The sequence below is a fragment of the Achromobacter sp. K91 genome (genome assembly GCF_003576205.1).
Classification (GTDB): domain Bacteria; phylum Pseudomonadota; class Gammaproteobacteria; order Burkholderiales; family Burkholderiaceae_B; genus Achromobacter; species Achromobacter aegrifaciens.
The window spans coordinates 232,887-259,534 of sequence record NZ_QWFB01000027.1; the positions used below are offsets into that span (position 1 = coordinate 232,887).

At 66.2% G+C, this 26,648-nt stretch carries 23 protein-coding genes; 15 read left to right on the forward strand and 8 right to left on the reverse strand.

Going from position 1 to position 26,648, the window contains the following annotated elements; genetic code table 11:
* Positions 1-17 precede the first annotated feature (17 nt).
* Positions 18-1,487, forward strand: coding sequence for an NAD-dependent succinate-semialdehyde dehydrogenase (locus DXK93_RS10565; protein ID WP_119450024.1), 1,470 nt, complete (start codon positions 18-20; stop codon positions 1,485-1,487).
* Positions 1,488-1,635: 148 nt separating this feature from the next.
* Positions 1,636-2,490 carry an inositol monophosphatase family protein gene (locus DXK93_RS10570; RefSeq protein ID WP_059372208.1) on the forward strand — a complete coding sequence of 285 codons (855 nt, stop codon included), beginning with the start codon at positions 1,636-1,638 and terminating at the stop codon, positions 2,488-2,490.
* A gap of 161 nt (positions 2,491-2,651) precedes the next feature.
* Here DXK93_RS10570 and DXK93_RS10575 read toward each other — a convergent pair whose 3' ends face one another.
* From DXK93_RS10575 to DXK93_RS10605, 7 genes are all read right to left on the reverse strand, one after another.
* Positions 2,652-3,470, reverse strand: coding sequence for an NAD-dependent protein deacetylase (locus DXK93_RS10575; protein ID WP_119450025.1), 819 nt, complete (start codon positions 3,468-3,470; stop codon positions 2,652-2,654).
* Positions 3,471-3,562: 92 nt separating this feature from the next.
* Positions 3,563-4,510, reverse strand: a complete 948-nt coding sequence (gene epsC / locus DXK93_RS10580) for a serine O-acetyltransferase EpsC (protein WP_054453050.1) — start codon at positions 4,508-4,510, stop codon at positions 3,563-3,565.
* Between the two features lie 174 nt (positions 4,511-4,684).
* Entirely contained in the window at positions 4,685-5,734 is a 1,050-nt protein-coding gene (galE, locus tag DXK93_RS10585) for a UDP-glucose 4-epimerase GalE (protein WP_119450026.1), read from the reverse strand.
* Between the two features lie 8 nt (positions 5,735-5,742).
* Positions 5,743-7,410: a glucose-6-phosphate isomerase gene (gene pgi, locus DXK93_RS10590; protein ID WP_054453056.1), complete on the reverse strand. Its 1,668-nt coding sequence runs from the start codon at positions 7,408-7,410 to the stop codon at positions 5,743-5,745.
* A gap of 13 nt (positions 7,411-7,423) precedes the next feature.
* Positions 7,424-8,827, reverse strand: a complete 1,404-nt coding sequence (locus DXK93_RS10595; protein ID WP_054453058.1) for a phosphomannomutase/phosphoglucomutase — start codon at positions 8,825-8,827, stop codon at positions 7,424-7,426.
* A 20-nt stretch (positions 8,828-8,847) separates the two neighbouring features.
* On the reverse strand, positions 8,848-11,109 hold the full coding sequence (locus tag DXK93_RS10600; protein WP_054453060.1) for a GNVR domain-containing protein: 2,262 nt from the start codon (positions 11,107-11,109) through the stop codon (positions 8,848-8,850).
* 62 nt (positions 11,110-11,171) lie between these two features.
* The gene (locus DXK93_RS10605; RefSeq protein WP_119450027.1) at positions 11,172-12,308 is read right to left on the reverse strand and encodes a polysaccharide biosynthesis/export family protein; all 1,137 of its coding nucleotides are present in this window, start codon (positions 12,306-12,308) and stop codon (positions 11,172-11,174) included.
* Between the two features lie 242 nt (positions 12,309-12,550).
* Here DXK93_RS10605 and DXK93_RS10610 point away from each other — a divergent pair, with 242 nt between their 5' ends.
* Genes DXK93_RS10610 through DXK93_RS10670 form a run of 13 tightly spaced genes read left to right on the forward strand, consistent with a single transcriptional unit; the run spans position 12,551 to position 25,807 of the window.
* Entirely contained in the window at positions 12,551-13,960 is a 1,410-nt protein-coding gene (locus tag DXK93_RS10610) for an undecaprenyl-phosphate glucose phosphotransferase (RefSeq protein ID WP_119450028.1), read from the forward strand.
* Between the two features lie 46 nt (positions 13,961-14,006).
* A complete protein-coding gene (locus tag DXK93_RS10615) occupies positions 14,007-14,459 on the forward strand; it encodes a GDP-mannose mannosyl hydrolase (protein WP_054453683.1) in 453 nt (150 codons plus the stop codon).
* 5 nt (positions 14,460-14,464) lie between these two features.
* A complete protein-coding gene (locus DXK93_RS10620) occupies positions 14,465-15,895 on the forward strand; it encodes a mannose-1-phosphate guanylyltransferase/mannose-6-phosphate isomerase (protein WP_054453067.1) in 1,431 nt (476 codons plus the stop codon).
* 34 nt (positions 15,896-15,929) lie between these two features.
* Positions 15,930-16,292 carry a VanZ family protein gene (locus DXK93_RS10625; RefSeq protein WP_054453684.1) on the forward strand — a complete coding sequence of 121 codons (363 nt, stop codon included), beginning with the start codon at positions 15,930-15,932 and terminating at the stop codon, positions 16,290-16,292.
* A 10-nt stretch (positions 16,293-16,302) separates the two neighbouring features.
* A complete protein-coding gene (gene gmd, locus DXK93_RS10630; protein WP_054453069.1) occupies positions 16,303-17,412 on the forward strand; it encodes a GDP-mannose 4,6-dehydratase in 1,110 nt (369 codons plus the stop codon).
* Positions 17,413-17,418: 6 nt separating this feature from the next.
* The gene (locus DXK93_RS10635) at positions 17,419-18,372 is read left to right on the forward strand and encodes a GDP-L-fucose synthase (protein WP_054453071.1); all 954 of its coding nucleotides are present in this window, start codon (positions 17,419-17,421) and stop codon (positions 18,370-18,372) included.
* 38 nt (positions 18,373-18,410) lie between these two features.
* Positions 18,411-19,727, forward strand: a complete 1,317-nt coding sequence (locus DXK93_RS10640; RefSeq protein ID WP_119450029.1) for an oligosaccharide flippase family protein — start codon at positions 18,411-18,413, stop codon at positions 19,725-19,727.
* Between the two features lie 20 nt (positions 19,728-19,747).
* Complete coding sequence (locus tag DXK93_RS10645; RefSeq protein ID WP_054453076.1) at positions 19,748-20,650, forward strand: glycosyltransferase family 2 protein; 903 nt, start codon at positions 19,748-19,750, stop codon at positions 20,648-20,650.
* Positions 20,651-20,677: 27 nt separating this feature from the next.
* Complete coding sequence (locus tag DXK93_RS10650; protein WP_054453079.1) at positions 20,678-21,973, forward strand: O-antigen ligase family protein; 1,296 nt, start codon at positions 20,678-20,680, stop codon at positions 21,971-21,973.
* Positions 21,966-23,096: a glycosyltransferase gene (locus DXK93_RS10655; RefSeq protein WP_054453081.1), complete on the forward strand. Its 1,131-nt coding sequence runs from the start codon at positions 21,966-21,968 to the stop codon at positions 23,094-23,096. The genes DXK93_RS10650 and DXK93_RS10655 overlap by 8 nt, the downstream gene beginning before the upstream one ends.
* Before the next feature lie 13 nt (positions 23,097-23,109).
* On the forward strand, positions 23,110-23,997 hold the full coding sequence (locus tag DXK93_RS10660; RefSeq protein ID WP_054453084.1) for a glycosyltransferase family 2 protein: 888 nt from the start codon (positions 23,110-23,112) through the stop codon (positions 23,995-23,997).
* Positions 23,994-24,554 (forward strand): putative colanic acid biosynthesis acetyltransferase, encoded by a 561-nt coding sequence (locus tag DXK93_RS10665; protein ID WP_119450030.1) that lies wholly within the window; start codon positions 23,994-23,996, stop codon positions 24,552-24,554. The genes DXK93_RS10660 and DXK93_RS10665 overlap by 4 nt, the downstream gene beginning before the upstream one ends.
* Complete coding sequence (locus DXK93_RS10670) at positions 24,551-25,807, forward strand: glycosyltransferase WbuB (protein WP_054453686.1); 1,257 nt, start codon at positions 24,551-24,553, stop codon at positions 25,805-25,807. Before DXK93_RS10665 ends, DXK93_RS10670 begins: the two co-directional genes overlap by 4 nt.
* Positions 25,808-25,956: 149 nt before the next feature.
* On the opposite strand, the gene DXK93_RS10675 is transcribed toward DXK93_RS10670, so the two are convergent.
* Positions 25,957-26,622, reverse strand: coding sequence for a response regulator transcription factor (locus tag DXK93_RS10675; RefSeq protein ID WP_054453089.1), 666 nt, complete (start codon positions 26,620-26,622; stop codon positions 25,957-25,959).
* Between the last annotated feature and the right edge of the window lie 26 nt (positions 26,623-26,648).

Sequence of the window (26,648 nt, forward strand, 5' to 3'; positions counted from 1 at the left end):
TCAAGGAGACTCCAACAATGACCGCACTGACCCATCCCCTGGCGCGCCCCGATCTGCTGCGCGACGCCTGCTACATCGACGGCAAGTGGGTAGCCGCCGGCAACGGCCCGTCCATCCCCGTGGACAATCCCTCCACCGGCAAGACCATCGTGTCCGTGCCCAAGCTGGGCCGCAAGGAAGCCGAACAAGCCATCGCCAGCGCCGAGGCCGCCCTGCCCGCCTGGAGCGCCAAGACCGGCAAGGAACGCGCCGCGATCCTGCTGAAGTGGGCCCAGCTCATGATGCAGAACCAGCAGGACCTGGCCGCCATCATGACGTCCGAACAGGGCAAGCCCGTGACCGAAGCCGCCGGCGAAATCGCCTATGCCGCCTCGTTCCTGGAGTGGTTCGGCGAAGAAGCCAAGCGCATCGACGGCGACATCCTGCAAAGCCCCAAGGCCGGCCAGCGCCTGATGGCGCTCAAGCAGCCCATCGGCGTCACCGCCGCCATCACGCCGTGGAACTTCCCGGCCGCCATGATCACCCGCAAGGTCGGCCCGGCCCTGGCCGCCGGCTGCACCATGGTGGTCAAGCCCGCGCAACAGACCCCGCTGACCGCGCTGGCACTGGCCGTGCTGGCTGAAGAAGCCGGCGTGCCCGCTGGCGTGTTCCATGTCATCACCGGCAGCTCGCGCGAAATCGGCGCGGCCCTGTGCGAAAGCGACGTGGTGCGCAAGCTGAGCTTCACCGGCTCCACCGAAGTCGGCCGCACGCTGATGGAGCAATGCGCGCCCACCATCAAGAAGCTGTCGCTGGAGCTGGGCGGCAACGCGCCCTTCATCGTGTTCGACGACGCCGACCTGGACCGCGCGGTCGACGGCATCCTGGCTTCCAAGTACCGCAATGCCGGCCAGACCTGCGTCTGCGCCAACCGCATCTACGTGCAGGCCGGCGTGTACGAAGAAATCGCCAAGCGCCTGGTCGCCAAGGTCGAAGCCATGAAGGTCGGCGACGGCTTCGCCGACGGCGTGACCCAGGGTCCGCTGATCGACAGCAGCGCCGTGGAAAAGGTGCAGGAGCACATCGCCGACGCGATCGCGCACGGCGCCAAGGTCATCGCCGGCGGCAAGCCCCACGCGCTGGGCGGCACCTTCTTCGAACCGACCGTGGTGCGCGACGTGACCCAGTCAATGCGCTTCGCGACCGAAGAAACCTTCGGCCCGGTGGCCCCGCTGTTCCGCTTCGAAACCGAAGCGGAAGTCATCGGCATGGCCAACGACACCATCTTCGGCCTGGCCGCCTACTTCTTCACCCGCGACTACGCCCGCATCTGGCGCGTGTCCGAAGCGCTGGAGTACGGCATCGTCGGCATCAACACCGGCATCATCTCCAATGAAGTCGGCCCGTTCGGCGGCGTCAAGCAATCCGGCCTGGGCCGCGAAGGCTCGAAGTACGGCATCGAAGAGTACCTGGAGATCAAGTACCTCTGCGTGGACCTGGGCGCCTGACGGCCCCTTGCGCGCCGCGGCCCCCGCCGGCTTCTGCCGGCGGGGGCCGCGCGCATTTGGCGCGCGGGTTTCCGGGAGTCCGATATGTGGCATCCCGCCCCGCGTCCGGCATGGTAGATTTGCGCGTTCCCTGACCGAACGAGTCCGTATGAGCAGAACCTTCACCCGCGAGGACACTCGCCGGCTTGCCGCCATCCTGGCCGAAACCGCGCAGACGGAAGTCATGCCGCGCTTTCGCAATCTGCCGGAAGGCGCTGTGCGCGGCAAAAGCTCCGCCCGCGACCTCGTGACCGACGCGGACGAAGCCGCCGAACGCCTGATCGCCGCGCGCCTGGCCAAGCTGCATCCGGGCGCCGTGCTGATCGGCGAAGAGGCCTCGGCCCGCAATCCCGCGCTGCTGAACATGCTGGTCGACGCCGACCTGGCCTTCCTGATCGACCCCATCGACGGCACCCGCAACTACGTCGCGGGCCTGCCTCTCTTCGGCATGATGATCGCCGCCTGCCATCGCGGCGACGTGATCGCGGGCGTCATCTACGACCCGGTCAGCCGCGACAGCGCGCTCGCCGTGCGCGGCGAAGGCGCCTGGATGGAATATGAAAACGGCAAGCAGGCCCAGCTCGCGGTGGCCAGCCCCGCGCCGCCCGAAGACATGGACGGCCTGATCTCGACCGGCGCCCTGCCCGAGCCGATGCGTACCACCGTCAACAGCAACCTGTCGCGCCTGGGCAGCACCGCCTCGCTGCGTTGCGCCGCGCATGAGTACCGCATGCTGGCCGCCGGGCACTGCCACATCGCGTTCTACAACCAATTGACGGCCTGGGACCACGCAGCCGGCTGGCTGCTGCACCGCGAAGCCGGCGGCTACGCGGCCCACTTCGACGGTTCGCCCTACAAGCCCACGCATCGCACCGGCGGCCTGCTATATGCGCCGGACGCCGGCAGCTGGCACGCGGCCCGCAAGGCGCTAATGGGGGACATGGCGGACGCCGCCGAGACTTGACAAACGCAGCGCGAAAAAGGTCGAAAACTCGGGGTTATCCCTAGGAGTTATCCCCAGTTCCTGTGGACAACCCTATGGAAAGGTCTGTAACAGCCGAAAAAAACCTTTGCAGGGCAAGTACTTGCTTAGACCGGTCAAAAACCGGCCGGCCCCGGGGTGTGTTACAGCGCGTCCAGCGCCACGGCGCAAGGCAGTTCCACTTTCAGCGTCAGCATGCTGTCGGCGCGGGTGCGCCCCAGGTTGATGGCAGCTACCGGCATGCCGTTGCGCGACGCGGCGCTGACGAAGCGGTAGCCGGAATACACCATCAACGATGACCCCACCACCAGCACCGCGTCGGCGTTCATGAGGCCGGCGTTGGCGCGGTCCACGCGTTCGCGCGGCACGGTTTCACCAAAAAAGACCACGTCCGGCTTGACGATGCCGCGGCAGCGCGGACAGGGCGGCACCTGAAATTGCGCAAAGTCCTCGCCTTCCAGGTCGGCGTCGCCGTCAGGCGCATCCGTGGCATCCAGCAGCGTCCATTCCGGGTTGCCGTCCTGCAACGCCTCTTGCCAGGCCTGGCGGCCGCCGCGCCAGTCGCAGGCCATGCAACGCACCTCGTCCAGCCGGCCGTGCAAGTCGACGACGTCGCGGCTGCCGGCGGCCTCGTGCAGGCCGTCGACGTTCTGCGTCACCAGCACCGAGACGCGGCCGCGCGATTCCAGCCGCGCCAGCGCCCGGTGCGAGGCATTGGGCTGCACATGGCCGAAACGGCGCCAGCCCACCATGCTGCGCGCCCAATAGCGCGCCCGCGCCAGTTCGCCGCCCATGAAGGTCTGCAGCGTCATGGGCGGCTTGCGCTTCCATTCGCCTTCGGTGTCGCGGTAGTCGGGGATGCCGGAATCGGTGCTGACGCCCGCCCCCGTCAGCACAAACAGCCGCGGGTGGCGGTCGACAAAGCCGCGCAGCGCGGCCAGATCAGAGACTCGTGTGTCCATCCAGGCTCCTCAGGGCCGGCCGTTACGCGGGCGCGCATCGGCGCCCGCGCGAAAAGGCGGCCGCTGCGCGAAAGGCTGCGGCCTCAAGCTGCTCAGCCGCCCAGGCCGCAGTCGGGCATGTCGCTGACCAGGCTGGCCTGGGTCACGTTGCTGCCCGGCGGCACGCTGCGGGTCAGCCAGACGTTGCCGCCGATGGTCGAACCCTTGCCGATGGTGACGCGGCCGAGAATCGTCGCGCCAGCGTAGATCACCACGTCGTCCTCGATCAAGGGGTGACGCGCCAGGCCCTTCTTGAGTTCGCCGTTTTCACCCGGCGGGAAGCGCTTGGCGCCCAGCGTGACCATCTGATAGAGGCGCACGCGGTCGCCGATGATGGCGGTCTCGCCGATCACGACGCCGGTGCCGTGGTCGATGAAGAAGCTGCGGCCAATGGTCGCGCCCGGGTGGATGTCTATGCCCGTATCCGCATGCGCGATTTCCGCCACGATGCGCGCCAGCATCGGCGCGCCCAGGCGGTACAGCACATTGGCCAGACGGTGGTGGATCATCGCCGCCACGCCCGGATAGCACAGCAGGACCTCGTCCACATTGTGCGCGGCCGGGTCGCCCTGATAGGCGGCGGTCACGTCCAGGTCCAGCGCGGCGCGCACGCGCGGCAGCTCCGCGCCGAACTGGCGCACGATCTCGATGGCGCGCTGGCGCGCATCCGCGGGCTCGGTCTGTTCGGGCCGGCCCACGTACTGCAATTCAAGACAGACCTGGTGCAGCAGCGCGTCCAGCGCCGCGCCGATGGTATGGCCGACGTAGAAGTCCTCGACCTCTTCGCGCAGGTCGATGGGACCCAGGCGCATCGGGAACAGCGCGCCACAGAGATCCTTGACGATCTGGCGCAGGCTTTCCTGCGACGGGAATTCGCGCAGGCCGGCGTCTTCGCGCAGGCGGCCGCGGGGACCGCGCCAGGCCACGCGCGCTTCGCGCAGGCCGGACACGATGCTGTCCAGGTTCCAGTGGGCCGGCGCGCTGTAGGTCGGCCCGCTCATGACTGCAGCTCCTGCAGGAGGCCGGTAGAGGGATTGAATTCAAACATGGGTGCGCCTCGTTGACGGTGCACGGCCGCGGCGGCCAGGCCGCCGGGCAATGCTGCTTCGCAATATTTCCGTCAACTGTAACCGCTCGCGCCGGTTTCGAGGAATCCATCCGATACGGCGCAGGGGTTATGTCCCTGTGCCGAGGTCGTAGCCCTGAGGGTTGCCCTGCTGCCAGCGCCAGCCGTCCGCGCACATCGCATCCACGTCATGCGTGCTATGCCAGCCGAACAAGGAAGCCGCCAGCGTGGGATCGGTCCACATCTTTTCGACGTCGCCGGGACGCCTGGCCTGCGCCTGCACGGGAATGCGGCAGCCGTTGACCCGTTCGAACGCATGCACCAGCTCCAGCACGCTGGTGCCCTGCCCGGTACCCAGGTTGACCGCCACGAATCCGGGGTGGCGCTCCGAATAGGCCAGCGCCTGCACATGCCCCTGCGCCAGGTCCATTACGTGCAGATAGTCGCGCACGCCGGTGCCGTCGGCCGTCTCGTAGTCGTCGCCGAACACCCGCAGGAAAGGCTGGCGACCTACCGCCACCTGGGTGATGTACGGGAACAGGTTGTTCGGAATGTCGCGCGGACTTTCCCCGATCTGGCCGCTCGGATGCGCGCCGATGGGATTGAAGTAGCGCAAGGTCACCGCGCTGAACGCGGGATCGGCCGTGCAGACATCGCGCAGCGCTTCCTCCACCATCAGCTTGGTGCGGCCGTAGGGGTTGGTTGGCGCCAGCGGATGCGCCTCGGTCAGCGGCAGGTAGCGGGGCTCGCCGTAGACTGTGGCCGAAGAACTGAACACCATGCGCGTCACGCCCGCCTCGCGCATGGCGCGCAGTAGCGTCACCGAGCCGCCGACGTTGTTGTCGTAGTACTTGAGCGGATCGGCAACCGACTCGCCCACCGCTTTGCTGCCGGCCAGATGCAGCACCGCCTGCACCGGCGCGCCGCGCGCTGCCGTCTCGGCCAGCACCGATTCGACCAGTCCAGGGCTGCGGATGTCCCCTTCCACCAGAGGAATCTCCACGCCGCAGAGGCGCTCGACGCGGCGCACGGCCTCGCGGCTGCCGTTGCTGAAGTTATCCAGCACCAGCGGCCGCTGGCCCGCCGCCAACATCGCGACCAGCGTGTGCGTGCCGATATAGCCGGCGCCGCCCGTCACCAACACATGCAGATCCGGCATGGTCTCCCTCACAGATGCGCCGCCACGCCCGGCACCCAGGCATGGCGCGGCCGCGGCGCCTGCGCATGGCTGCGGTAGCGGTCGATCCAGTACGAGGTGGACGCGTCGTGGCCCCAGTCCACCACGCCGGCCGACACCGGCACCGCCAGCTCGCGCTCGATGCCGGTGGCCAGGCGCTTGCCCAGTTCCACGCCCCACTGGTCGAAGGGATTGATGCCCCAGACCACGCTCTGCACGAACACCTTGTGCTCGTACAACGCCAGCAGCGCGCCCAGGCCGCGAGGATCCAGCTGGCGCAACACGATCAGGGTCGAAGGGCGCCCGCCCGGATGGACCATGTGCTGCGCCAGGCTCAGCGCACGCTCCTGGTCGTCGATGTGCGCCACGTCCATCAGCGCCTGCTCCAGGCATTTGCCGCGCAGCAACGCCTGGCGCTGCGCCAGGCAGTTGGCCAGCAGCATGCGGTGCGCATCGGGACTATCCGCATGGCCTTGCAGACTGGCGATGAAGTCCACCGGCGCGCCCTCTTCGCTTTGATGCAGCCACTGGAAGAAGGTGTGCTGGCCATCGGTGCCCGGCATGCCCCAGATAATGGGAGCCGTCGGCACGCCGACCGCCGCGCCGTCGCCCGCGACCCGTTTGCCCAGCGATTCCATTTCCAGCTGCTGCAAATAGGTGACCAGGTGCAGCAGCCGCGCGCTGTAGGCCGCGATGTTCAGCGAGTTGTGGCCCAGCACGCTGCAGTTGACCAGGCCCGCCAGCGCCAGCTGGATCGGCGCATTCGAGGCGAACGGCGCTTGCTGGAAATGCTGGTCCATGGCCTCGGCGCCCGCCCGCATGCCGATCAGCACGTCGGCGCCGACCGTCAGCGCGATCGACAGGCCGGCGACCGACCAGACCGAATAGCGCCCGCCCACCCAGTCGCACATCTTGAAGATCTGGCTGGACGGCACGCCCAGCGCGCGCGCCGCCGACACGTTGGCGGTGACCGCGGCCAGATGTTCCGACACGTCGGCCACGCCGCCCTGCTTGAGCCAGGCGATGGCCGCGCGCGCGTTGTGCAGCGTCTCGGCGGTGGTGAAGGACTTGGAAGACACCACCACCAGGCAGCGGCGCGGGTCCAGCCCGGCCACCGCATCATGGAACGCGTGTCCGTCGATGTTGGACACGAAGCGGATCTGACGGCGCTGCTGCGCCCCGCCAAACGCCTGGACCGCCAGGCGCGGTCCCCAATCGCTGCCGCCGATGCCGATATGCAGCACCGTGTTGAAATCGGCCGTCTGGTCCACCCGCCGCACGAAGTCCGTCATGCGCGAATGCTCGCAGACGGAGTCAGCGTCCTGGCCGTCAGGCTGTTCCCGCGTGCGCCCGGCGCGCAGCGCCGTATGCCATGCCGGTTTGCCTTCGGTCCAGTTGACCGGCTCGCCCGCGAACAATGCCTGGCGCGCATCCGCCACGCCGCGCGCCTGCAGCAGCGACATGGCCGCCGCTTCCAGCGCCGGCGACTGCCGTTGCATGCTCAGGTCCACGCAAAGACCCGCCGCCTCGATGACCTTCAGCGCCGCGCCGTCCAATTCCGCGCCGTGCGCGGCCTGCGCGAACGCCTGCCACTCCGGGCTGTCCGCCAGGCCCGAATTCGCCCTTAGCGCCTCAATCGCATACTTGGCCTTTCCCATCGCGTGATGCTCCTTAAAACGGTAAACGAACATGAGGGGCAATGCGTCGGAACGCGTTGCGGAAATCCTCCTCGATACGGGCCAATGCGGCCACGGTGTCCCCTTCAAAACGCAATACCACCGTCGGCGTGGTGTTGGACGGACGCGCCAGGCCGAAGCCGTCGGCGTAATCCACCCTGATGCCGTCCAGGTCGTTGATGGACTGCGCGCCGGGAAACTGTCCCTGCGCACGCAGCGCTTCCACCAGGTCGAACTGCTCGCCTTCGGCGGTTTCCAGCTTGATTTCGGGCGTAGCGCAGGACTGCGGCAGGCTTTCCAGCAGGGCCGAGGGATCCGGCGCGCCGGACAGGATCTCCAGCAGCCGGGCGGCGGCGTAGATGCCGTCGTCAAAGCCGTACCAGCGCTCCTTGAAAAAGATGTGGCCGCTCATCTCGCCGGCCAGCAGCGCGCCGGTCTCGCGCATCTTGGCCTTGATCAGCGAGTGCCCCGTCTTCCACATGGTGGCCTTGCCGCCCGCCTCGGTGATGGCGCGCGCCACGTGGCGGCTGCACTTGACGTCATAGAGGATCTCGGCGCCCGGATTGCGCGACAGCACGTCGCGCGCGAACAGGATCAGCTGGCGATCGGGCCAGATGATCTGCCCCGTCTTGGTCACCACGCCGAGCCGGTCGCCGTCGCCGTCGAACGCCAGGCCGACCTCGCAGTCGGAATAGCGCAGGCAATAGATCAGGTCCTGCAGGTTCTGCGGATCGGCCGGATCCGGGTGATGGCCCGGGAACGAGCCGTCGACCTCGCAGAACAGCTCGACCACTTCGCAGCCCAGGGCGCGGAACAGCGCCGGCGCCGCGGCGCCCGCCACGCCGTTGCCGCAATCGATGGCGATCTTCATCGGACGCGCCATGCGGATATCGCCCATCAGGCGCGCCGTGTAGCACGGCATGATCTGCATCTGCGTGCGTCCGCCCGAGGCGCTGGCCGATTCGATGGGCAGGCGCATCGCATCGCGCAGCGCGGTGATGCCTTCGCCATATAGCGAGGCGCCGTCCAGCACGATCTTGAAGCCGTTGTGCGCGGGCGGGTTGTGGCTGCCCGTGACCGCGATGCCCGCGCCCGTGTCCATCAGGCGCGTCGCGAAGTACACCATCGGCGTGGTCGCCATGCCGATGTCGATGACGTGCATGCCCGCCGAGCGCAGGCCCGCCTGCAAGGCGGCCGCCAGCTCGACGCTGCTCAGCCTGCCGTCCCTCCCCACCACGATGGACCGCGCTCCCTGTTCGCGGGCCTGGGTTCCCGCCGCCATCCCCAGGCTGTGCGCGAACCTCGCATCGATTTCTTCCGGCACCGTGCCGCGTATGTCATAAGCCTTGAAAACCGCATCCAGAATTTGCGGCGTGTCCCAGCCAAAAGTTCCGTGCATGCCAGTTTCTCCGGGTGGCGTTATTTAGGGCCGTTCTGTTTGAAATCGCCGTAATACGCCGCACGGGAGTAGCGGTAACTGCCGTACTTGGACCGGAAGCCGAAGCGTTCCGGCAGGAGCTTGAGGCCGTTGAAGAGCACGCCGTCCACCGGCGCGCCCGCCTGGATCAGGCGCTTGGCCGTCTCGCGGATCTCGCCCACGGTGTTCATGCCCGAACGCACCACCACCATCACCGCCGCCGCATGCGTGCCGACCACGGCCGCGTCCGGAGACGACAGCACGGGCGCCGTGTCCAGGATCACCATGTCGTACTGCGAGGCCAGTTCGCGCAGGGTTTCGCCGAACACCGGCGAGGCCAGCAACTCGGACGGGTCGAAGGTGACCGCGCCGGTGGCGATGAAGTCCACGCCCTCGGACACGCTGTGCTTGCGGACCTGGGTCAGCGGTATCGTGCCCGACAGCACTTCGAACAGGCCGTCTTCCTTGGGCACGCCAAAGTAGCGGTTGAGCTGGCCCTTGCGGAAGTCAGCGTCGATCAGCAGCACGCGCTTGCCCACGCCGCCCTGGATGAAGGCGAAGTTGGCCGACAGGAAGGACTTCCCCACGCCTGCCACGGGCCCGGTGAACATGACCATGTTGTTGGCCGACTGGCGCAGCGACGCCTGCAGCACGTTGCGGAACGACCTCAGGCTTTCGATGGGCGGCGCGTTGCCCTGGCTCTGCGCCAGCAGCGCAGGCACGCTGGCGTTCTTGCGCCGGCTGCGCCGCCACAGCTTGTCCTGCATGTCGCTATAGGGAATGGCGGCCAACACCGGCAGGCCGGTATGGCGTTCGACGTCGTCGGGTTCCGACAGTCCGCCGAACAGCGCATTGCGCACGAACGCGCACAGCATGCCGAAGATCAGGCCGAAGGCGGTCGCCACGCCGATGATGATGGCGGCCTTGGGACGCACCGGCTTGTCCGGCTGCACCGCCGAGTCCAGGATGCGCACGTTGCCCACCTTGCCGGCGCGGATCAGGCGCAGCTGCTGGGCGTTGTTGAGCAATGCCGTGTAGAGCTCGGTGTTGACGCGCACGTCGCGCACCAGGCGCACCACGTCCTGCTCCAGGTCAGGCAGCTGGCGGATGTTGTTGCCGATGCGGTTGACGTCCCCGGTCAGCCCGGCGATCTGGCGGTCCAGCGCCACGATGCTGGGGTGGGTTGGAGCGAAGCGGGTGATCATCTCCTGGCGCTTGGAGCGCAGTTCCATCACCTTGGTCTGCGCATCCACCGATTGCGCAAGGATCAGCTTGGCTTCTTCGCTCAGGTCGATGGTGCCGCGCTTGTTGCGCAGGGAGTTGTACTTGGTCTCGGCCGCGTCCAGCTCGCCCTTGAGCACCGGCAGCTGCTGTTCAAGGAATACCAGCGACTTCTCGGCCTGCGCCGACTTGCGGTTCACGTTCTGCTGCACGTACTCCTGGCCGATCTGGTTGAGCACGGCAGTCGTCAGCGCGGGATCATTGCCTTCCAGCGTGACGCCGATCACCCCCGACGTGCGGCCGCGCTCGAAGATCCCCAGGCGCGCCTGCACATCCTCGATGGCTGCCAGGCGCGAGCTGCGCGACACCGTGAACTCGGTTCCGGGGCGTCCCGTCAGCGCGTCGATATGCACGTCCATCGCGCCGCCGCCAGGCAGCCGGAAATGCTCGGGCTTGCCCACGGTGCCGTTGAAGGTCGCGCCCGTGAACTTGTCGCTCAGCGTGTAGCGCCCTTCGCCCAGCGTGGTCACGCGAAAGGGCTTGCCCAGCCATTCGTTGGGCACGTCCAGCTGCGAGATCGCGATGGCTTCGCCGCCCCATGCATAACCGCCGCGCGGCAGGCTCGACGGATACGGCAGGCTTTCGTAGCGCTGCGCCAGCCATTCGCCGATCACGGGGAAATAGCGCGGCTTGGCCTGGATGTACAGCAGGAACTTGTCGACTGCGGGTCCAACCACCATGCGCGAACGCAGCACTTCCATTTCGCCCGAGGTCTCCGCCTTGGTATCGAACATGGAGGACACATCGCCGAGCAGGCTGCGGCTCTGCCCCTGCGGCATTTCCTCTTCCACCTGCACGATGATGTCGGCCGAGTACACCTTGGGCGTGATCATCACATAGGTAAGCGCCCCCAGTAATGCAAGCAGAGTGATCGCGATGATCATCCACCGGTTGGAGAAGATGGCGTCCACATGGGACGACAACGGAGTTTCCTGCTGGCGAGCCGGCACGGACGGCTCGAACGATTCGATGGGCAACGACATGCAGCTCTCCAAGAGAAGACGCCGCCGCGGTCGCGGCGTCCCCAGGCGTGGTTTAAGGCGGACTAATCTATGGACTTCACGGTCTGTACGGTCTGGGCGCTCGGGAACAGATTGCTGATGAAGCGGTTCCACCGCACCAGGGCCGCCGTATCCACGAACACCACGTCTTTGGGTTGCAACTCGAACTTCTCCGCCACCGCAAGAGTCTGCGGCGATCCGGCGTTCAGGTGGAACACCAGCGGCGTCGCTTGCTCAGTGCTGCGCACAACGAATATTTGAGACGGATTCGAGGTCAGCTGGTTCGGTCCTCCGGCCAAGCCCAGCGCCTCGGTCAACGACATGCGTCCGTCACGCATCACTGCCGCGGTGGGCAAGGTCACCTCGCCCATCACGAACACCTTGCTGTCATCGCGCGGCGTGACCCTGACGATGTCGCCGGACTTCAGCAGCACCTGGTTCAGGTCTTGGCCACGCTCGATCAGCGCAGGCACGTTCACGCGAGTACGGCGTCCGTCACGGATCACGTAGACTGCGCTGCGATCGCCCGTGGGCAGAATGCCTCCGGCCCTGTTGATCGCTTCCAACAGGGTCATCGGGATATCGTTGATCGCGATTGCGCCCGGCGTCTTCACTTCGCCATCGACGTAAACACGCTTGCTGCGATATCCCAGAACGCGTACGGTGATCTGCGGATCCTGGATGTACTTGCTCGAACTATTCACTATGAGATTGCGCGCCTGAAGTTCCGTCAACCCGGCCACTTTCAGCAATCCCGCATAGGGAAATTGGATATATCCAGTGGATGAAACCGTATAGCCCGGAATGCCCGAGGCGGTGTCTCCAATGGCTAGTTCCGTTACCCCAGTCCCGATGGCGTAGGTTTGCGTCGGAAGGACGAGTTCTGGGTGATCCCACACTACGATCGAGAGGATGTCTCCGGGCCCGATCAGGTAGGGGCCGGACTTGCCGTAGAGCTTGTCGACGCCTTCGTTGTCGAGCAATGCCTGGCGCGCGCGCTGGTCTTCAAGCACCAGCGACGGCGTGATTTCCTTGATTAAAGCCTTGGAGTTCGGATCCAGCGGATCCGCAAGTTGATTGGCGTCAAAGGTCATACCGGGAGACAAGGCGCAAGCGCCCAGCGAGGACACGAGCGCGATAGCTGCTATGCCTCGGCTCAACGTTCCGAAAAATGTCGTCATGGCAAATCCACTTGTGAATGACTTCGTTGCTTGGAGTGAGCCCGATGCGTAACGGGTTGCGACATTCCACTCTCTTTTCCTAGCCCCGCACATTCGACGGATGTCCTAAGCCTTCTCCTACATCGTTTGGAGGTTTCGGGTGCCTTGCGCACTCAATAAGATTTTGTCGGTAGCCACAAGCTTTGCGGCGGTGCACTGTCTTTGCCTTTCGCACGGCGGCTCCCCACGAACAGGAGTGCGCGATGGACCCGTCCCAAACGGACACGTCGTCTAGATTCAGCGGAGCAAGCTATCTCTATCGCTTGCTCGATGCCGCGATCGTGATCGCCTGCGGCCTGACTGCCACCGGCTTGAAATTCTCGGACGATGCCTTGGCGGATCCTCCGCAGATCCATCTGTTCCTTGTGTATCTGTGCGGCCTGGGCGTGGTCGCCATATTCCCGGCCTTCCGCCTCTATGTATCCTGGCGCGGCCGCCTGCTGACCGACCTGGTCGTGCGCAGCCTGGCGGCCTGGGCGCTGGTGTTCGCGCTGGGCATCTGCATCAGTTTTCTCATGCACCAGACCGCGGCGATATCGCGCATATGGGCGGCTACGTGGTTCGGCATGTCGGCGCTGACGCTGGCCGGCTTACGCATTGCGGTCTACGCGATCCTGGGCGCGGCGCGCGACCGCGGGCTGGACCGCAAGCGCGTACTGCTGGTGGGCTTTGGCGCGCTGGGCCATGACCTGTGGCGCCGCGTCGAGCAATACCGCGGCGCGGGCTACGAAGTGGCGGGCATCTATGCCGAGCCCCATGAGAACCTGCCGCCGCAAGTCCGCCGCCTGCATGACCTGGACGAGCTGCATGGCTTCGTGCATGAGCACAACGTCCGCGAGATCTGGATCGTGCTGCCGATGGAAGCGGGCCAGGAACTGCGCGAAGTCCTCTATCACCTGCGCAACGACCTGGTGGATATCCGCTGGATTCCCGATGTCATGTCGATCCAGCTGCTGGGACACCGCATCGGCGAATTCCTGGGTCTGCCGGCCATACAGCTCAACAGCCTGCCGGCCGCCGGCGTGCGAGGCTGGGCCAAGGAGGTCTTCGACCGCGGCTTCGCCTTCTGCGCGCTGATCGGGCTGTCGCCCGTGATGCTGACGGTGGCGATCCTGGTGAAGGCGACTTCGCGCGGCCCGGTGTTCTTCACCCAGCCTCGGCTGGGCGTGGACGGCAAGGTCTTCCATGTCTACAAGTTCCGCACCATGACAGTGCATCAGGAGCATGGCGTGGTCACCCAGGCCACGCGCAACGACGCCCGCGTCACGCGCATCGGCGGCTTCCTCAGGCGCACCAGCCTGGACGAACTGCCGCAGTTCCTGAATGTGCTGATGGGCGACATGTCGGTGGTGGGTCCGCGTCCGCACGCGCTGGAACACAACGAAATGTACAAGGACCTGGTGCAGCGCTACATGATGCGCCACCGCGTCAAGCCGGGCATCACGGGCTGGGCGCAGGTCAACGGCCTGCGCGGGCAGACGGACACGCTGCGCAAGATGAGCGACCGGGTCGAGTACGACATCTACTACATCCAGCACTGGACGTTCAGGATGGACCTGCAGATCATCGCCCGCACGGCGTTGTCGGGATGGACGGGCCGCAATGTCTACTAAACCCTTGGGATGGCCCGAGCAACGAAAGGCCGCGGCCCGCGACGGCTTGCTGGCGCAGGCGGAGTTCCGCCAGGCGGTAGAGATGTTGCCACTGGTTTCCATCGACCTGCTGCTGCGCGATGCCGCGGGCCGCTACCTGACCGGCCTGCGGGCCAATCCCCCGGCCCAGGGCGCCTGGTTCGTGCCGGGCGGACGGATCCGCAAGAACGAGACCCTGCACGCCGCGCTGCGGCGCATCGCCCGCGACGAACTGGGCATCCCGGTCAGCGAGCTGGCCTGGACCCCGCGCGGCGTGTACGAACACTTCTATGGCACCAATTTTGCGGGTGAAGCCGGACGCTCCACCCACTACGTCGTCCTCGCCTATGAGGCCGAGCTTTCGTTGGACATTTCCAGCCTGCCCCAGGCCCAGCACCGCAGCTACCGCTGGCTGCCCGCGAAGGCCCTCGCCGCCGATCCCGGCGTGCACCCCTACACCCAGGCCTACTTCAAGGAGTGAGCGCCATGACCAATCCCCCTCCCCCGTACCGGGCAGTCATACTCTGCGGCGGTTCAGGCTCGCGCCTGTGGCCGCTGTCGCGCGAGCTGCTGCCCAAGCAGTTCATCCGTTTGACCGATGACCGCAGCCTGCTGCAGAACACCCTGCTGCGGCTGGGTTCGGCGGATGCGCAGGCCCGGCCCACCCTGGTCTGCAACGACGCGCACCGCTATATCGCGGCGGAGCAGGCGCTGGAGCTGGGCATCAAGGACGTGGAAGTGATCCTGGAGCCTTTCGCGCGCAACACGGCGCCGGCAATCGCCGCGGCCACCCTGCGCGCCATGCGCGACGGCGAGGACCCGGTCATGCTGATCATGCCGTCGGACCACGTGCTGGAAGACGGCGAGGTACTGCGCGCCGCCTTCGCCGAAGCCTACAAGGCCGCCTTGCAAGGCGCCCTGGTGACCTTCGGCATCACGCCCACCGCGCCGCTCAGCGGCTACGGCTACATCCAGGCGGACGAGCCCGGCGTCATGGCCCCCGCCCGCCGCGTGCGCCGGTTCGTTGAAAAGCCCTCGCCCGAGGTGGCGCAGCGCTTCATCGACGATGGCGGCTATTACTGGAACAGCGGCATGTTCGCCTTCCAGGCCTCGGTATTCCTGTCGGAAATGGCGCGCCTGGCGCCCAAGATGCTGGAACAGGTGCAGGCGGCGGTGGCCATCGGACATGGCGAGAATTCGCTTTTCCACCTGGACGGCCCGTCCTTCGAGGCCTGCCCCAGCGATTCCATGGACTACGCCATCATGGAGCGCACCGACAGCGCCGTGGTCATCCCGCTGGCCGCCTCGTGGAGCGATGTGGGCGCCTGGGACGCGGTCTGGGGTATCGCCCAGAAGACGGTGGAAGGCAACTCCACCACCGGCGACGTCATGGTGGAGGATTCGCGCAACTGCCTGATCCACTCCACCAGCCGGCTGGTGGCCTCGGTGGGCCTGGACGACATCGTCGTGATCGAAACCGCCGACGCCGTGCTGGTGGCGCACAAATCGCGCTCGCAGGACGTCAAGCGGCTGGTCGAGATCTTCAAGACGCAGCACCGCTCGGAACTGAACCATCACCGCGAAGTGCAGCGGCCCTGGGGATCCTACGACTCGGTCGGCCAGGGGCCGCGCTACCAGGTCAAGCGCATCACGGTGAAGCCCGGCGCGCGCCTGTCCTCACAGATGCACCATCACCGGGCCGAGCATTGGATCGTGGTTTCGGGCACGGCGCGCATCTACAACGGCGACAAGCAATACCTGCTGACCGAGAACCAGTCGACCTACATCCCGCTGGGCGAGATCCACAGCCTGGAGAACCCGGGAAAGATCCCGCTGGAAATCATCGAGGTGCAATCGGGCGCCTATCTGGGTGAAGACGACATCGTCAGATTCCAGGACATGTATGGCCGGGTCTGAAAAAGAGGTGCCCCCGCCCTTCTTCAGACCGGGCATGGCCCGGATCTGCCTGCCGCTTGCCGGGCTGTTCTTCGCCGTACTGGTAACGATAGGCAACCTGCCGGGCCTGGCCGCCGAGATGTCGGACGCCTTTGGGGACAAGCGTCTGCATCTTGCGGCTTACGCCTTCCTGACCACGTTGATCTATTTCTCGGTCAACCGGCGCCCGGCGCTGACGGCCTTGGTGGCGATTGCCATGCTGGGTGCGCTGGATGAAGCAATCCAGTCCCTTTTTCCCTATCGACAGGCTGAATTATTAGACCTTTTGGCCGATATCTCAGCGGCTGGTGCAACAGTAATCTCATTGCACATTGGTACCGCAGCCTTCGGCTCCTTTCGTGCAGTCACTAAGTCTTAAGGATACAACCATGCCAAAACGGGCACTGATTACCGGCGTTACTGGCCAAGACGGGGCCTATCTGGCGGAGTTTCTGCTGGCCAAGGGCTATGAGGTCCACGGCATCAAGCGGCGTGCTTCGCTGTTCAATACCGCCCGGATCGACCATCTGTACCAGGATCCGCACGACCAGCCCCGCAATTTCGTGCTGCATCACGGCGATATGACCGACTCTTGCAGCCTGATCCGCATCGTGCAGTCGGTGCAGCCCGACGAGATCTACAACCTGGCCGCTCAAAGCCATGTCGGCGTCTCGTTCGAGGAACCCGAATACACGGCCAACGCCGACGGCCTGGGCACCCTGCGTCTCCTGGAAGCCATCCGCATCCTGAAGCTGGAGAACAAGGCCCGCTTCTACCAGGCCTCCACCTCCGAACTGTATGGCCTGGTGCAAGAGACGCCGCAAAAGGAAACCACGCCGTTCTATCCGCGCAGCCCGTATGCGGCGGCCAAGCTGTACGCCTACTGGATCAGCGTGAATTACCGCGAAGCCTATGGCATGTATGCCTGCAACGGCATCCTGTTCAACCACGAATCGCCCAAGCGCGGCGAGACCTTCGTCACGCGCAAGATCACCCGCGGCCTGGCCCGCATCGTGCTCGGCCTGCAGGAATGCCTGTACCTGGGCAACCTGTCCGCCCTGCGCGACTGGGGCCACGCCCGCGACTACGTCGAAATGCAATGGCTGATGCTGCAGCAGGACACGCCCGAGGACTACGTCATCGCGACCGGCATGCAATACAGCGTGCGCGAATTCATCAATACCGCCGCGCGCGAGCTGGGCATCCTGCTGGCCTGGGAAGGCGAAGGACTGGAAGAGACCGCCACCGTGCTGTTCTCGCCGGTCCATGACGTCAAGCCCGGCCAGGTCATCGTCCGGGTGGATCCGCGCTACTTCCGCCCGACGGAAGTGGAGACCCTGCTGGGCGATCCGACCAAGGCGCGCGAAAAGCTGGGATGGTCGCCCCGCACCTCCTTCGCGCAACTGGTCAAGGAAATGGTCGAGAGCGATCTGCGCGACGCCCGGCGCGATGCGCTGGTCGAGCAGAACGGCTACGAAATCTACGCCTACAAGGAGTAGCACGACATGACGAACCTGGAGCAACGCGTCTTCGTCGCCGGCCACCGCGGCATGGTGGGCGCCGCGATCACCCGCGAGCTGCAACGCCGCGGGTACCGCAACGTGCTGACCCGCGGCCGGGAAGAGCTGGATCTGGAAAACCAGAATCAGGTCAACCGCTTCTTCTCGACCACGCCGGTCGACGTGGTGTACCTGGCCGCGGCCAAGGTGGGCGGGATCCTCGCCAACCAGACGCATCCGGTGGAGTTCCTGTACAAGAACCTGATGATCCAGTGCAACGTGATCCGCGCCGCGTATGCGGCCGGCGTGCGCAAGCTGCTGTTTCTGGGTTCGTCATGCATCTATCCGCGCGAAGCTCCTCAGCCGATCCGCGAGGACGCCTTGCTGACGGGGCCGCTGGAGGCGACCAACGAGCCCTACGCCATCGCCAAGATCGCGGGCCTGAAGCTGTGCGAGGCCTATCAGCGCGAATTCGGCGCGCGCTTCATCTGCGCCATGCCGACCAATCTGTATGGCCAGCATGACAACTACGACCTGCAAAGCAGCCACGTGCTGCCCGCGCTGATCCGCAAATTCCACGAAGGGCGGGAATCTGGCCAGGAAAGCGTGAGCATCTGGGGCACCGGCGCGCCGCTGCGGGAGTTCCTGTACGTGGACGACCTGGCCCAGGCCTGCGTCATGCTGATGGAGCATCCGCAGGCGGAAGGCATCTACAACATCGGCGCCGGGCAGGACATCTCGATCGCCGACCTGGCCAGGCTGGTGGCCCGCGTGGTCGGCTACGAGGGCAACATCGTCTACGACAGCAGCAAGCCCGACGGCACGCCGCGCAAGCTGATGGACTCGGCCCGCATGCAGGCGCTGGGCTGGAAACCGGAGATCTCACTGACGCATGGCATCACGCTGGCCTACGGGCACTTCCTGCGTGAACGCACCCAGCATGCGCTGCCCGTGGCCTGACGGCCTCGCCAGAACCCCTATGCCCACAGGCCCCAGCCATGTTCGGATTCCTGAGGAAACACATCGCCGGCAATGCCTCCTTCTGGGGGCTGGTGGAGTATGGCATCGGCCCCGTCGCGGCGCTGGTGGCCTTGCCCATCCTGTTCCGGCAGCTGGGAACGGTGGGCTTCGGCCAGTACTCGATGATCATCGCCCTGGCCGGCTTCGGCAATGCCGCCAACCTGGGCGCGGCGGTGACGGCGACCAAGCTGGTTTCCGAGCGCATGCACGAACCGGGCGGCGCCTATCGCGCAGCCGGCGTAAGCATGTCGCTGATCGGCTGCGCGCTGGGGGTCGTGACCCTGGCCGCAGTGCTGCTGTGGGGAGTGGTGGGCCTGGGCTGGCCGGCGGCCACCTTCGGCGGCGTGGCGGTGACGATGCTTGCCATGCCCGCCCTGGCCATCTACCTGACGCAGCAATATGACCAACTGTTTTCCGGATGCCTGAAAGGGCGTGAAGACTTCCGCGCCACGGCGCTGTGCGAGGTCTTCAGCCGCACCGGCACGATGGGGCTGGCTTGCGCCACGGCCTGGCTGACGGCCTCCCCCACCTGGACCGGCCTGGCGCAGGCGCTGGGACTCCTGATCGCGGGCAGCGTGAAGATGCGCGTATTCGCGCGCACCTATGGACGCGTCCTGGTGCGCCCGGTGCGCGACCGCGCCGCCATGATGGACGCCTTCCGTTTCTCCCGCTGGTCCTGGCTGAACAGCCTGAGCGCCCTGGCCTTCGGTTCGGTGGACAGGGTGCTGGTCGGCAGTCTCATGGGCCCGGCGGCGCTGGCCATCTACACGGTCGGCGTGCAGGTCGGCCAGATCATCCATACCGCGTCGGTCGCGATCTTCCAGAAGGCCATGCCGCGCGTCACCCGCCTGTCGGTTTCGCCGCCCTATCCGGGCGCCGTCGAACGCGAGATCCGCCGCATGATGCTGTGGAACCTGGCTCTGTCGGCCAGCGCCACGCTGGCGGTGCTGGCGGTCAGTCATCCGCTTCTGAACCTGCTGCTGGGGGACAACGTCGCCAGCGGCCATCTGGGCACCTTCCAGTTGCTGATCGTGGCCTCCGGGCTGCTGTCCTTGAACGCCGCTGCGCACTTTTCCCTGCTGGGCCTGGGCAATTCACGCGCCGTCGCCATCCTGAACGGCCTGGGCGGCCTGGCGATGCTGTGCGTCATGGCGGGACTGGTACACGCGGCGGGGGAACACGCCGCGGCATGGGGCCGCATGGCCTACGCGGCGATCACGCTGGCCGGCGTGGCCCTCGCCATCCGTCAATCCCGCCCAGAATTTCCGGGCGCCTTGCCTGCGGCCACCCGTTAACTCATATGCTGAGGTCCTACATGCGCAAGCGTCATAACGAGTATTCACGTCAGCTCATCGACTTCGTCCGCGAGTTGCGGCCGCCGGCGCCGATTGCCGGCAGCCTGTTGCCGAAAGTGACCATCGTTACCCCCTCGTTCAACCAGGCCCGCTTCCTGGAGCGCACCATCCTGTCCGTGCTGAACCAGGGCTATCCGCGGCTGGAGTACATCATCATCGACGGCGGCTCCACCGACGGCAGCGTGGACATCATCCGCAAGTATGAGCGCTACCTGACGTACTGGGAGAGCACGCCCGACCGCGGCCAGTCGCATGCCATCAACAAGGGCTTCGAACGCGCCACCGGCGACTATGTGGGCTGGCAAAACTCCGACGACCTGTACTTCCCCGGCGCCTTGCGCAAGCTGGGCGCGGCCGCCTCCAAGGGACGCGCGCCCATCGTCAGCGGCAACCTGTTCGTGGCGGACGCCGACAACAAGATCTTCCGCAAGATCCATTACACGCCGGTCAACCGCGGCACGCTGACGGTGGTGAAGGCGTCCATCCCGAACCAGTCCGCGATCTTCCGCCGCGACCTGCTGCAGAAGTACGGGCTCCTGCAGGAGAGCATGCGCTACTGCATGGACCTGGAGCTGTGGAGCCGGCTGCTGCGCGAAGGCAAGAACCTGATCGTCCCGGACGCAATGGGCGTGTACACCGCCCATGACGAAACCAAGACGGCGCTGATGCAGGACGTGCTGCTCGAAGAGCGCGAGCAGATCGTCTCGCGCATCCGCCGCACGGAGCCGGGCCTGGGAAAGCTGTTCGAACTGTCGTGCCGGGCGTCCAAGGTGGCCGCCCACGCACGGCAGGGCGATCTGTCCTATCTGTTCGAAAAGCTGACCACCAGGATTTTCGGACGAGACGACTGGGCTTCGCACTAGCGCCTGTCCATACCGGGAAGAGCCACAATGACCACGCACCGCCGCTTATCGACCCTGCATCTGCTGGGCATGTTCGCCTTCACGGCGCTGGCCCTGAACGACGATCACTTCGTCCTGGGCGTCGGCAGCTTCAAGCTGTCGCCCTTCGATTTCCTGTTCGTCGCCATGCTGGTGGTCAAGATGCTGCGGCTCGCGGATCCCGCGGCCTATGCGCTGCCCCGCGGCATGCTGGGCATGCTGCTGGGAATCCAGTGCGTGTCGGTGATCTATCTGCTTCTGGTGTCGCTGCATCATCCCGGCATCGAGACCGGCGATGTCGCGCGGGACCTGCGCATCGTGTTCTATTTTCTGTGCACGCCCTTTCTTTGCTACAAGGACATCGACAGCCCGGCCGCCTACGCGGTGCTGCAGAAGTACATCGTGGCGGCCTGCCTGGCCGTGGCCACGCTGATGTTGGCCGAACAGCTGCAAGGCTTCAGCGTGGCGAATCCGCTGCGCAACGTGCGGCTGGGCGTATGGGCCATTCCGTTCGGCGTGGTGTCTCTGCTGTACTTCCGGCGCACGCTCAACGTTTCCGGACCCAAGGCTTACGCGCTGACGGTCTATATGCTGCTGGCCCTGGTGTTCTCGCTGAACCGCAGCCAATACCTGCAGCTGGCGATCTCGGTCTTCATCGCCGTGCTGTTGGGCGCGGGTCCCGAGATCCGGCGCCGCGCCGTGCTGGTCTTTGCGCCGGCGGCAGTCGCCGGGGTGCTGGTCTTCGCCGCGATCGGCTACCTGGACGTGCTCACCAATCGCATCTTCAGCGTCGAGCGCCTGGACGAGGACTCCAGCTACGGCGCGCGCGTCCAGGAAATGCAGGGGCAAATGGACTTCTTCGCGGAGAGTCCGGTGTTCGGCAAGGGCGCGGGCTTTCGCAGCTGGGTCATGGGCGAGAACGGCTTCGAGCTGAGCACCTTCGCCCACAACTCCTGGGCCTTCTACCTGATGAAATTCGGGGTGGTCGGCACCATCATGATCATGCTTCCGCCCGTGCTCATTCTGCTGCTCACGCTGTTGCGACGATATGCGCATCCGGGCCTGGAGCTGCACCGGCGATACCTGCTTGCCACCGCGCCTATCTATATCTTCATCGACTCGCTTTCCGGCGGCCTGGCCTATGCGCCCAAGACCGCCTTCACCGGGTTCCTGCTGTGCTATTGCCTGTCGCTCATGCGCAATGCCCAGATCATGCCCGTGCCAGAACAAAGAACGACATCCGCCCCCAGCCACCGCCCGGACGTTGCGCGCCGGACGCCAACTAGAGTGATCCCACATGCCTGATGTCTTGTTTGTCGCGCCAGACCTGCACGGCGGCGTAGGAAGATGTGTCGCCTTCATCGTGGATGCCTTGCCGGAACAAGGGGTGGATTCCGCCTTGTTCCTGCTGCGTTCGCGCATCCGCGAGTATCCCGTATCCAATCCGAAGGTGACCCGGGCGCTCCCTGTCAACGAATCCCCGACCGCGCTGCGGCTGATGCTGCCCGTGGCCTTTTTCAAGCTGCTCATGCAGATCCGGCGCGACAAGCCCGCCATCGTCTGCTCGCACGGCCTCTTGTGCAACATGCTGGTCGTGGCGGCCAAGAAGCTGCTGCGCGGCAAGTTCGCCACCGTCGCCTTCGAACACAGCAGCCCGGCCATCCACTACGGAGCCTCGCGCATGCGGCGCCTGAAATGCTGGCTGGTCAGCCAGACCTACCGGCGCCACGATGCGGTGGTGGGCGTGTCGCGCGGCGTCAAGGAAGACCTGGTCAGCATGTTTCCGCCGCTGCGCGGCAAGGTCCACACCATCTACAACGGCGTGCCGCTGGAAAATGTGCGCGCGCAGGGCGGCCGCGGCGGCGACGACCCCGCGCAGCCCGCCCCCTACCATGTGGTGGCCGTGGGCCGGCTCGAAGCAGTGAAGGATTACGCGACGCTGATCGACGCGGCCGCATTGCTGGATGACCCCGGCATCCGCTTCACCATCCTGGGCGAAGGATCCGAGCATGCCGCCCTGCAAAAACGCATCGATGAGCGCGGCTCGCGCAGCCCGGTCACCCTGGCGGGCCATATCGACAACCCGTTCCCGGTGATTGCGGGCGCCGGCGCATTCGCCCTGACCTCCCTGCGCGAGAGCTTCGGCAATGTGCTGGTGGAAGCGCTGTGCCTGGGCGTGCCGGTCATTTCCACCGACTGTCCCCATGGCCCGGCTGAAATCCTGGATTCCGGCCGCTACGGCCTGCTGGTTCCGGTGGGCGACGCCGCGGCCCTGGCCGAGGCGGTGCGCCGCCTGGCCTATGACGCGGAGATGCGTGAACGGTTTGCCGAGCAAGGCCCGGAACGCGCCGACGCCTTTTCCCTGGAACGGCACTGCCGCAACGTCATCGCCCTCTTCCGCCCGCTGATGCAGCGCGGCACGCCCTGAACAGGACAGCATCATGCAGAAGATACCGGTATCGGTCGTCGTCATGACGAAGAACGAGGAACGCAACATCAACAAGTGCCTGAAGGCGCTGGTCGAATTCGACGAAGTATTCGTGGTGGACTCCAACAGCACCGACGCGACCTGCGCGATGGCGACGGCGCTGGGCGCCAAGGTCTCGAACTTCCAGTGGAACGGCAAGTATCCCAAGAAGAAGCAGTGGTGCCTGGAACAGCTGCCGTTTTCGCACCCCGTGGTGCTGTACGTGGACGCGGACGAAGAGATGACGCCCGGCCTGGCCGCGGAAATACGCGAAGCCCTGCCGCGCTTCGCGGCGGGCGCGGGCGGCGCCTTCGTGCCGTTCGATTACGTCTTCTGCGGCAAGAAGCTGGAACACGGCCACCGCGTGTACAAGCTGGCCCTGTTGGCGCGCGACCGCTCGCGCTTCCTGGACTACGACGATCTCGACGTGGCGCATATGTGGGAGGTCGAAGGCCATTACCAGCCGCAGGTCGAAGGCGAAACCTTCGCCCTGCGCCAGCGCATGGTGCACAACGACCATGATTCGCTGTTCCACTACTTCGACAAGCACAACCGCTATTCCGATTGGGAAGCGAACCTGCGCACCAAGGGCCTGATGAACGATCCGCGCGAGGCCAACGTGGGCGCGCGCGCCCTGCTCAAGCGCATCTTCCAGGCCATGCCGTTCAAGGCGCCCATCTCGTTCCTGCATTCCTACGTGTTCCGCCTGGGCTTCCTGGACGGCAAGGCGGGCTACGACTACGCGGTGGCGCGCGCCATGTACTACTGGCAGATCCGCATCAAGACCGAAGAGATCCAGAAGGCGCGGCAGGCCAGCGCCGCCGCGGCGCGTGACGACGCCGTGGCGGGAGCCGCCAAATGAGCGCCCTGCAACAGCTCGACCGTTTTGCGCTGGCGCCCGGCCAGCGCGGCCGCTCCGCCCTGACGGTGCAGCTCTGGTGGACGGTGCAGGCGACGCTGTTCCGCTGGTCGCCGCAAGTTGCCTATGGCTTTCGCCGCTGGCTGCTGCGGTGCTTTGGCGCACGGGTCGGCCGCAAGGTGCTGATCCGGCCCACCGCCACCTTGACCTATCCATGGAAGGTCGAAATCGGCGACTACGCCTGGATTGGGGACGACGCGGTCATCTACAGCCTGGGTCCCATCCACATCGGCGCCCACGCCGTGGTGTCGCAGCGCAGCTACCTCTGCGCTGCAGACCACGATGCGGCGCAACCCGACTTTCCCTTGCGCGAACGCGCCGTGCGCATCGAGGACGGCGCGTGGGTGGCGACCGACGTGTTCATCGGCCCCGGCGTGACCGTCGGGCGTGAAGCCGTGATCGGCGCACGCAGCTCGGTGTTCCGCAACATGCCGCCCGCCATGGTGTGCCACGGCAACCCATGCCGTCCGATCCGCCCGCGCCAGGCTGGCCCGGCATGAAGATCCTCATCTACGGCATCAACTACGCGCCCGAACTCACCGGCATCGGCAAATACAGCGCCGAACTGGCCGAATGGCTGGCCGCGCGCGGCCACGAAGTCAGCGTGGTGACGGCCCCGCCCTACTATCCGCAGTGGCAGGTGCACGAAGGCTATCGCGCCAGCCGTTACCGCAAGGAAACCCTGCGCGGCGTCACCGTACGCCGCGCGCCGCTCTGGGTTCCCGGACGGCCGGGCGGCCTCAAGCGCCTGATCCACCTGGCCAGCTTCGCCCTGTCCAGCCTGCCCTCGCTGTTGCGCGCGGCCGCCGGGCGGCCGGACATCATCCTGGTGGTGGAGCCCGCGCTCTTCTGCGCGCCCGCCGCCTGGCTGGCGGCGCGGCTTTGCGGCGCCCGCGCCTGGCTGCACATCCAGGACTATGAAGTGGACGCCGCGTTCGAGCTGGGGCTGCTCAAGGGCGCCGGCCTGCGCGCCATGGTGCTCAGGGCCGAACGCTGGCTGATGCGCCGCTTCGACCGCGTGTCGACCATATCCAGCCGCATGCTGGACCTGGCGCGGGCCAAGGGCGTGGACCCGGGCCGCGCGGTGCTGCTGCCCAACTGGATCGATGTCGATGCGATTGCGCCGCGCGCCGGCGGCGGCAACTACCGCGCCGAACTGGGCATTCCGCACGACGCGATCGTTGCGCTTTATTCAGGCAACATGGGCGGCAAGCAGGGCCTGCAGACCCTAGCCGACGTGGCCCGCAGGCTCAGCCGCGAGACGCGCCTGTGGTTCGTCTTCTGCGGCCAAGGTCCTGAACGCGCGCCGCTGCAGCAGCAATGCGAGGGCCTGGCCCGTGTCGTCTTCCTGGACCTGCAGCCTGCCGAACGCCTGGGCGAATTGCTCAATACCGCCGACATCCATCTGCTGCCCCAACGCGCCGGCGCCGCCGACCTGGTGATGCCGTCCAAGCTCACTGGCATGCTGGCCAGCGGCCGGCCCGTGGTGTGCGGCGCCTCGCCCGGCACCGAGCTGGCCGGCGTGGTCGCGCGCTGCGGCCTGCTGACGCCGCCGGAAGACGGAGCGGCCATGGCCGAGGCGGTGCGCAAGCTCAGCTACAACGCGCAGATCCGCGAAACCCTGGGCGCCGCGGCGCGCCAGTATGCGCAGACGCATCTGCACGTGGACAGCGTGCTGGCTGCCGCGGAACAGGAATTCGAAGCGCTGATAGCGGCCAAGGGCAAGCATGCGGCCCGCGGCGCGGGCGTTTGAACGTCCGCACGGCCGCACAAGCCTGCCGAATCTGCTGCGCGCAGGCCGTCAACGTTGCGATGAGTTCAATTTTCTCTTGGCGGTTGGCGACGGGTTACGCGCACTCGAGACCGATGCGCTTGCATCAAGTCTCTCGCGCTTGACCCATCCTACGCGTCTGGGTCGTGCTTGGCCGGCGCTGCGCCGTTGCCGCTTCTGACCAGTCCCATCTGCACCGCGATGTAGGCTGCCTCGGCCTGGTTACGCGCGTTCAGCTTCCAGTACAGCGTGCGCGCGTGGCTCTTCACGGTGGCCACCGAGATGCCGACCTGCTGGCCGATCTCCCGCATGGTCTTGCCCTGCACCAGCAATTGCAGGATCTCTTCCTGCCGTTGGGTCAGCTCCCTCAGCTCCTGGGTTGGCGGATGCGAGGCGCCCTGAGGTCGGGCCGCGGGCTGCGGATAGCATTCGCCGCCCGCCATGACGAGGCTGACCGCCGCCGCCAGCGCATCGGGGCTGGAGGCCTTGGGCATGTAGCCCGCGACGCCTGCCCGCGCACACGCCGCCATGACGCCCGGGTCCAGCACCGAATAAAGCACCAGCACCAGCCGCGGCATGAAGAACGCCATCGATTGGGACAGGAGTCCGACGTCCTGCTCGGCCAGGCCGCTGCAACCCATCACCAGCAACTCCACCGGGCGGTTGATCGAACTGGACATGGTGAGCAATTGGGCTGGCGAGATGGCCAGAATGTCGTCGGTGTTCCGCGCACGCTCCAGCACATGCTGGATCGCGACACGGAGCAGAGCGTAGTCTTCGATCAGTACGGTTGTCATCCCGGGGGGAACCTTGTGACGCATGG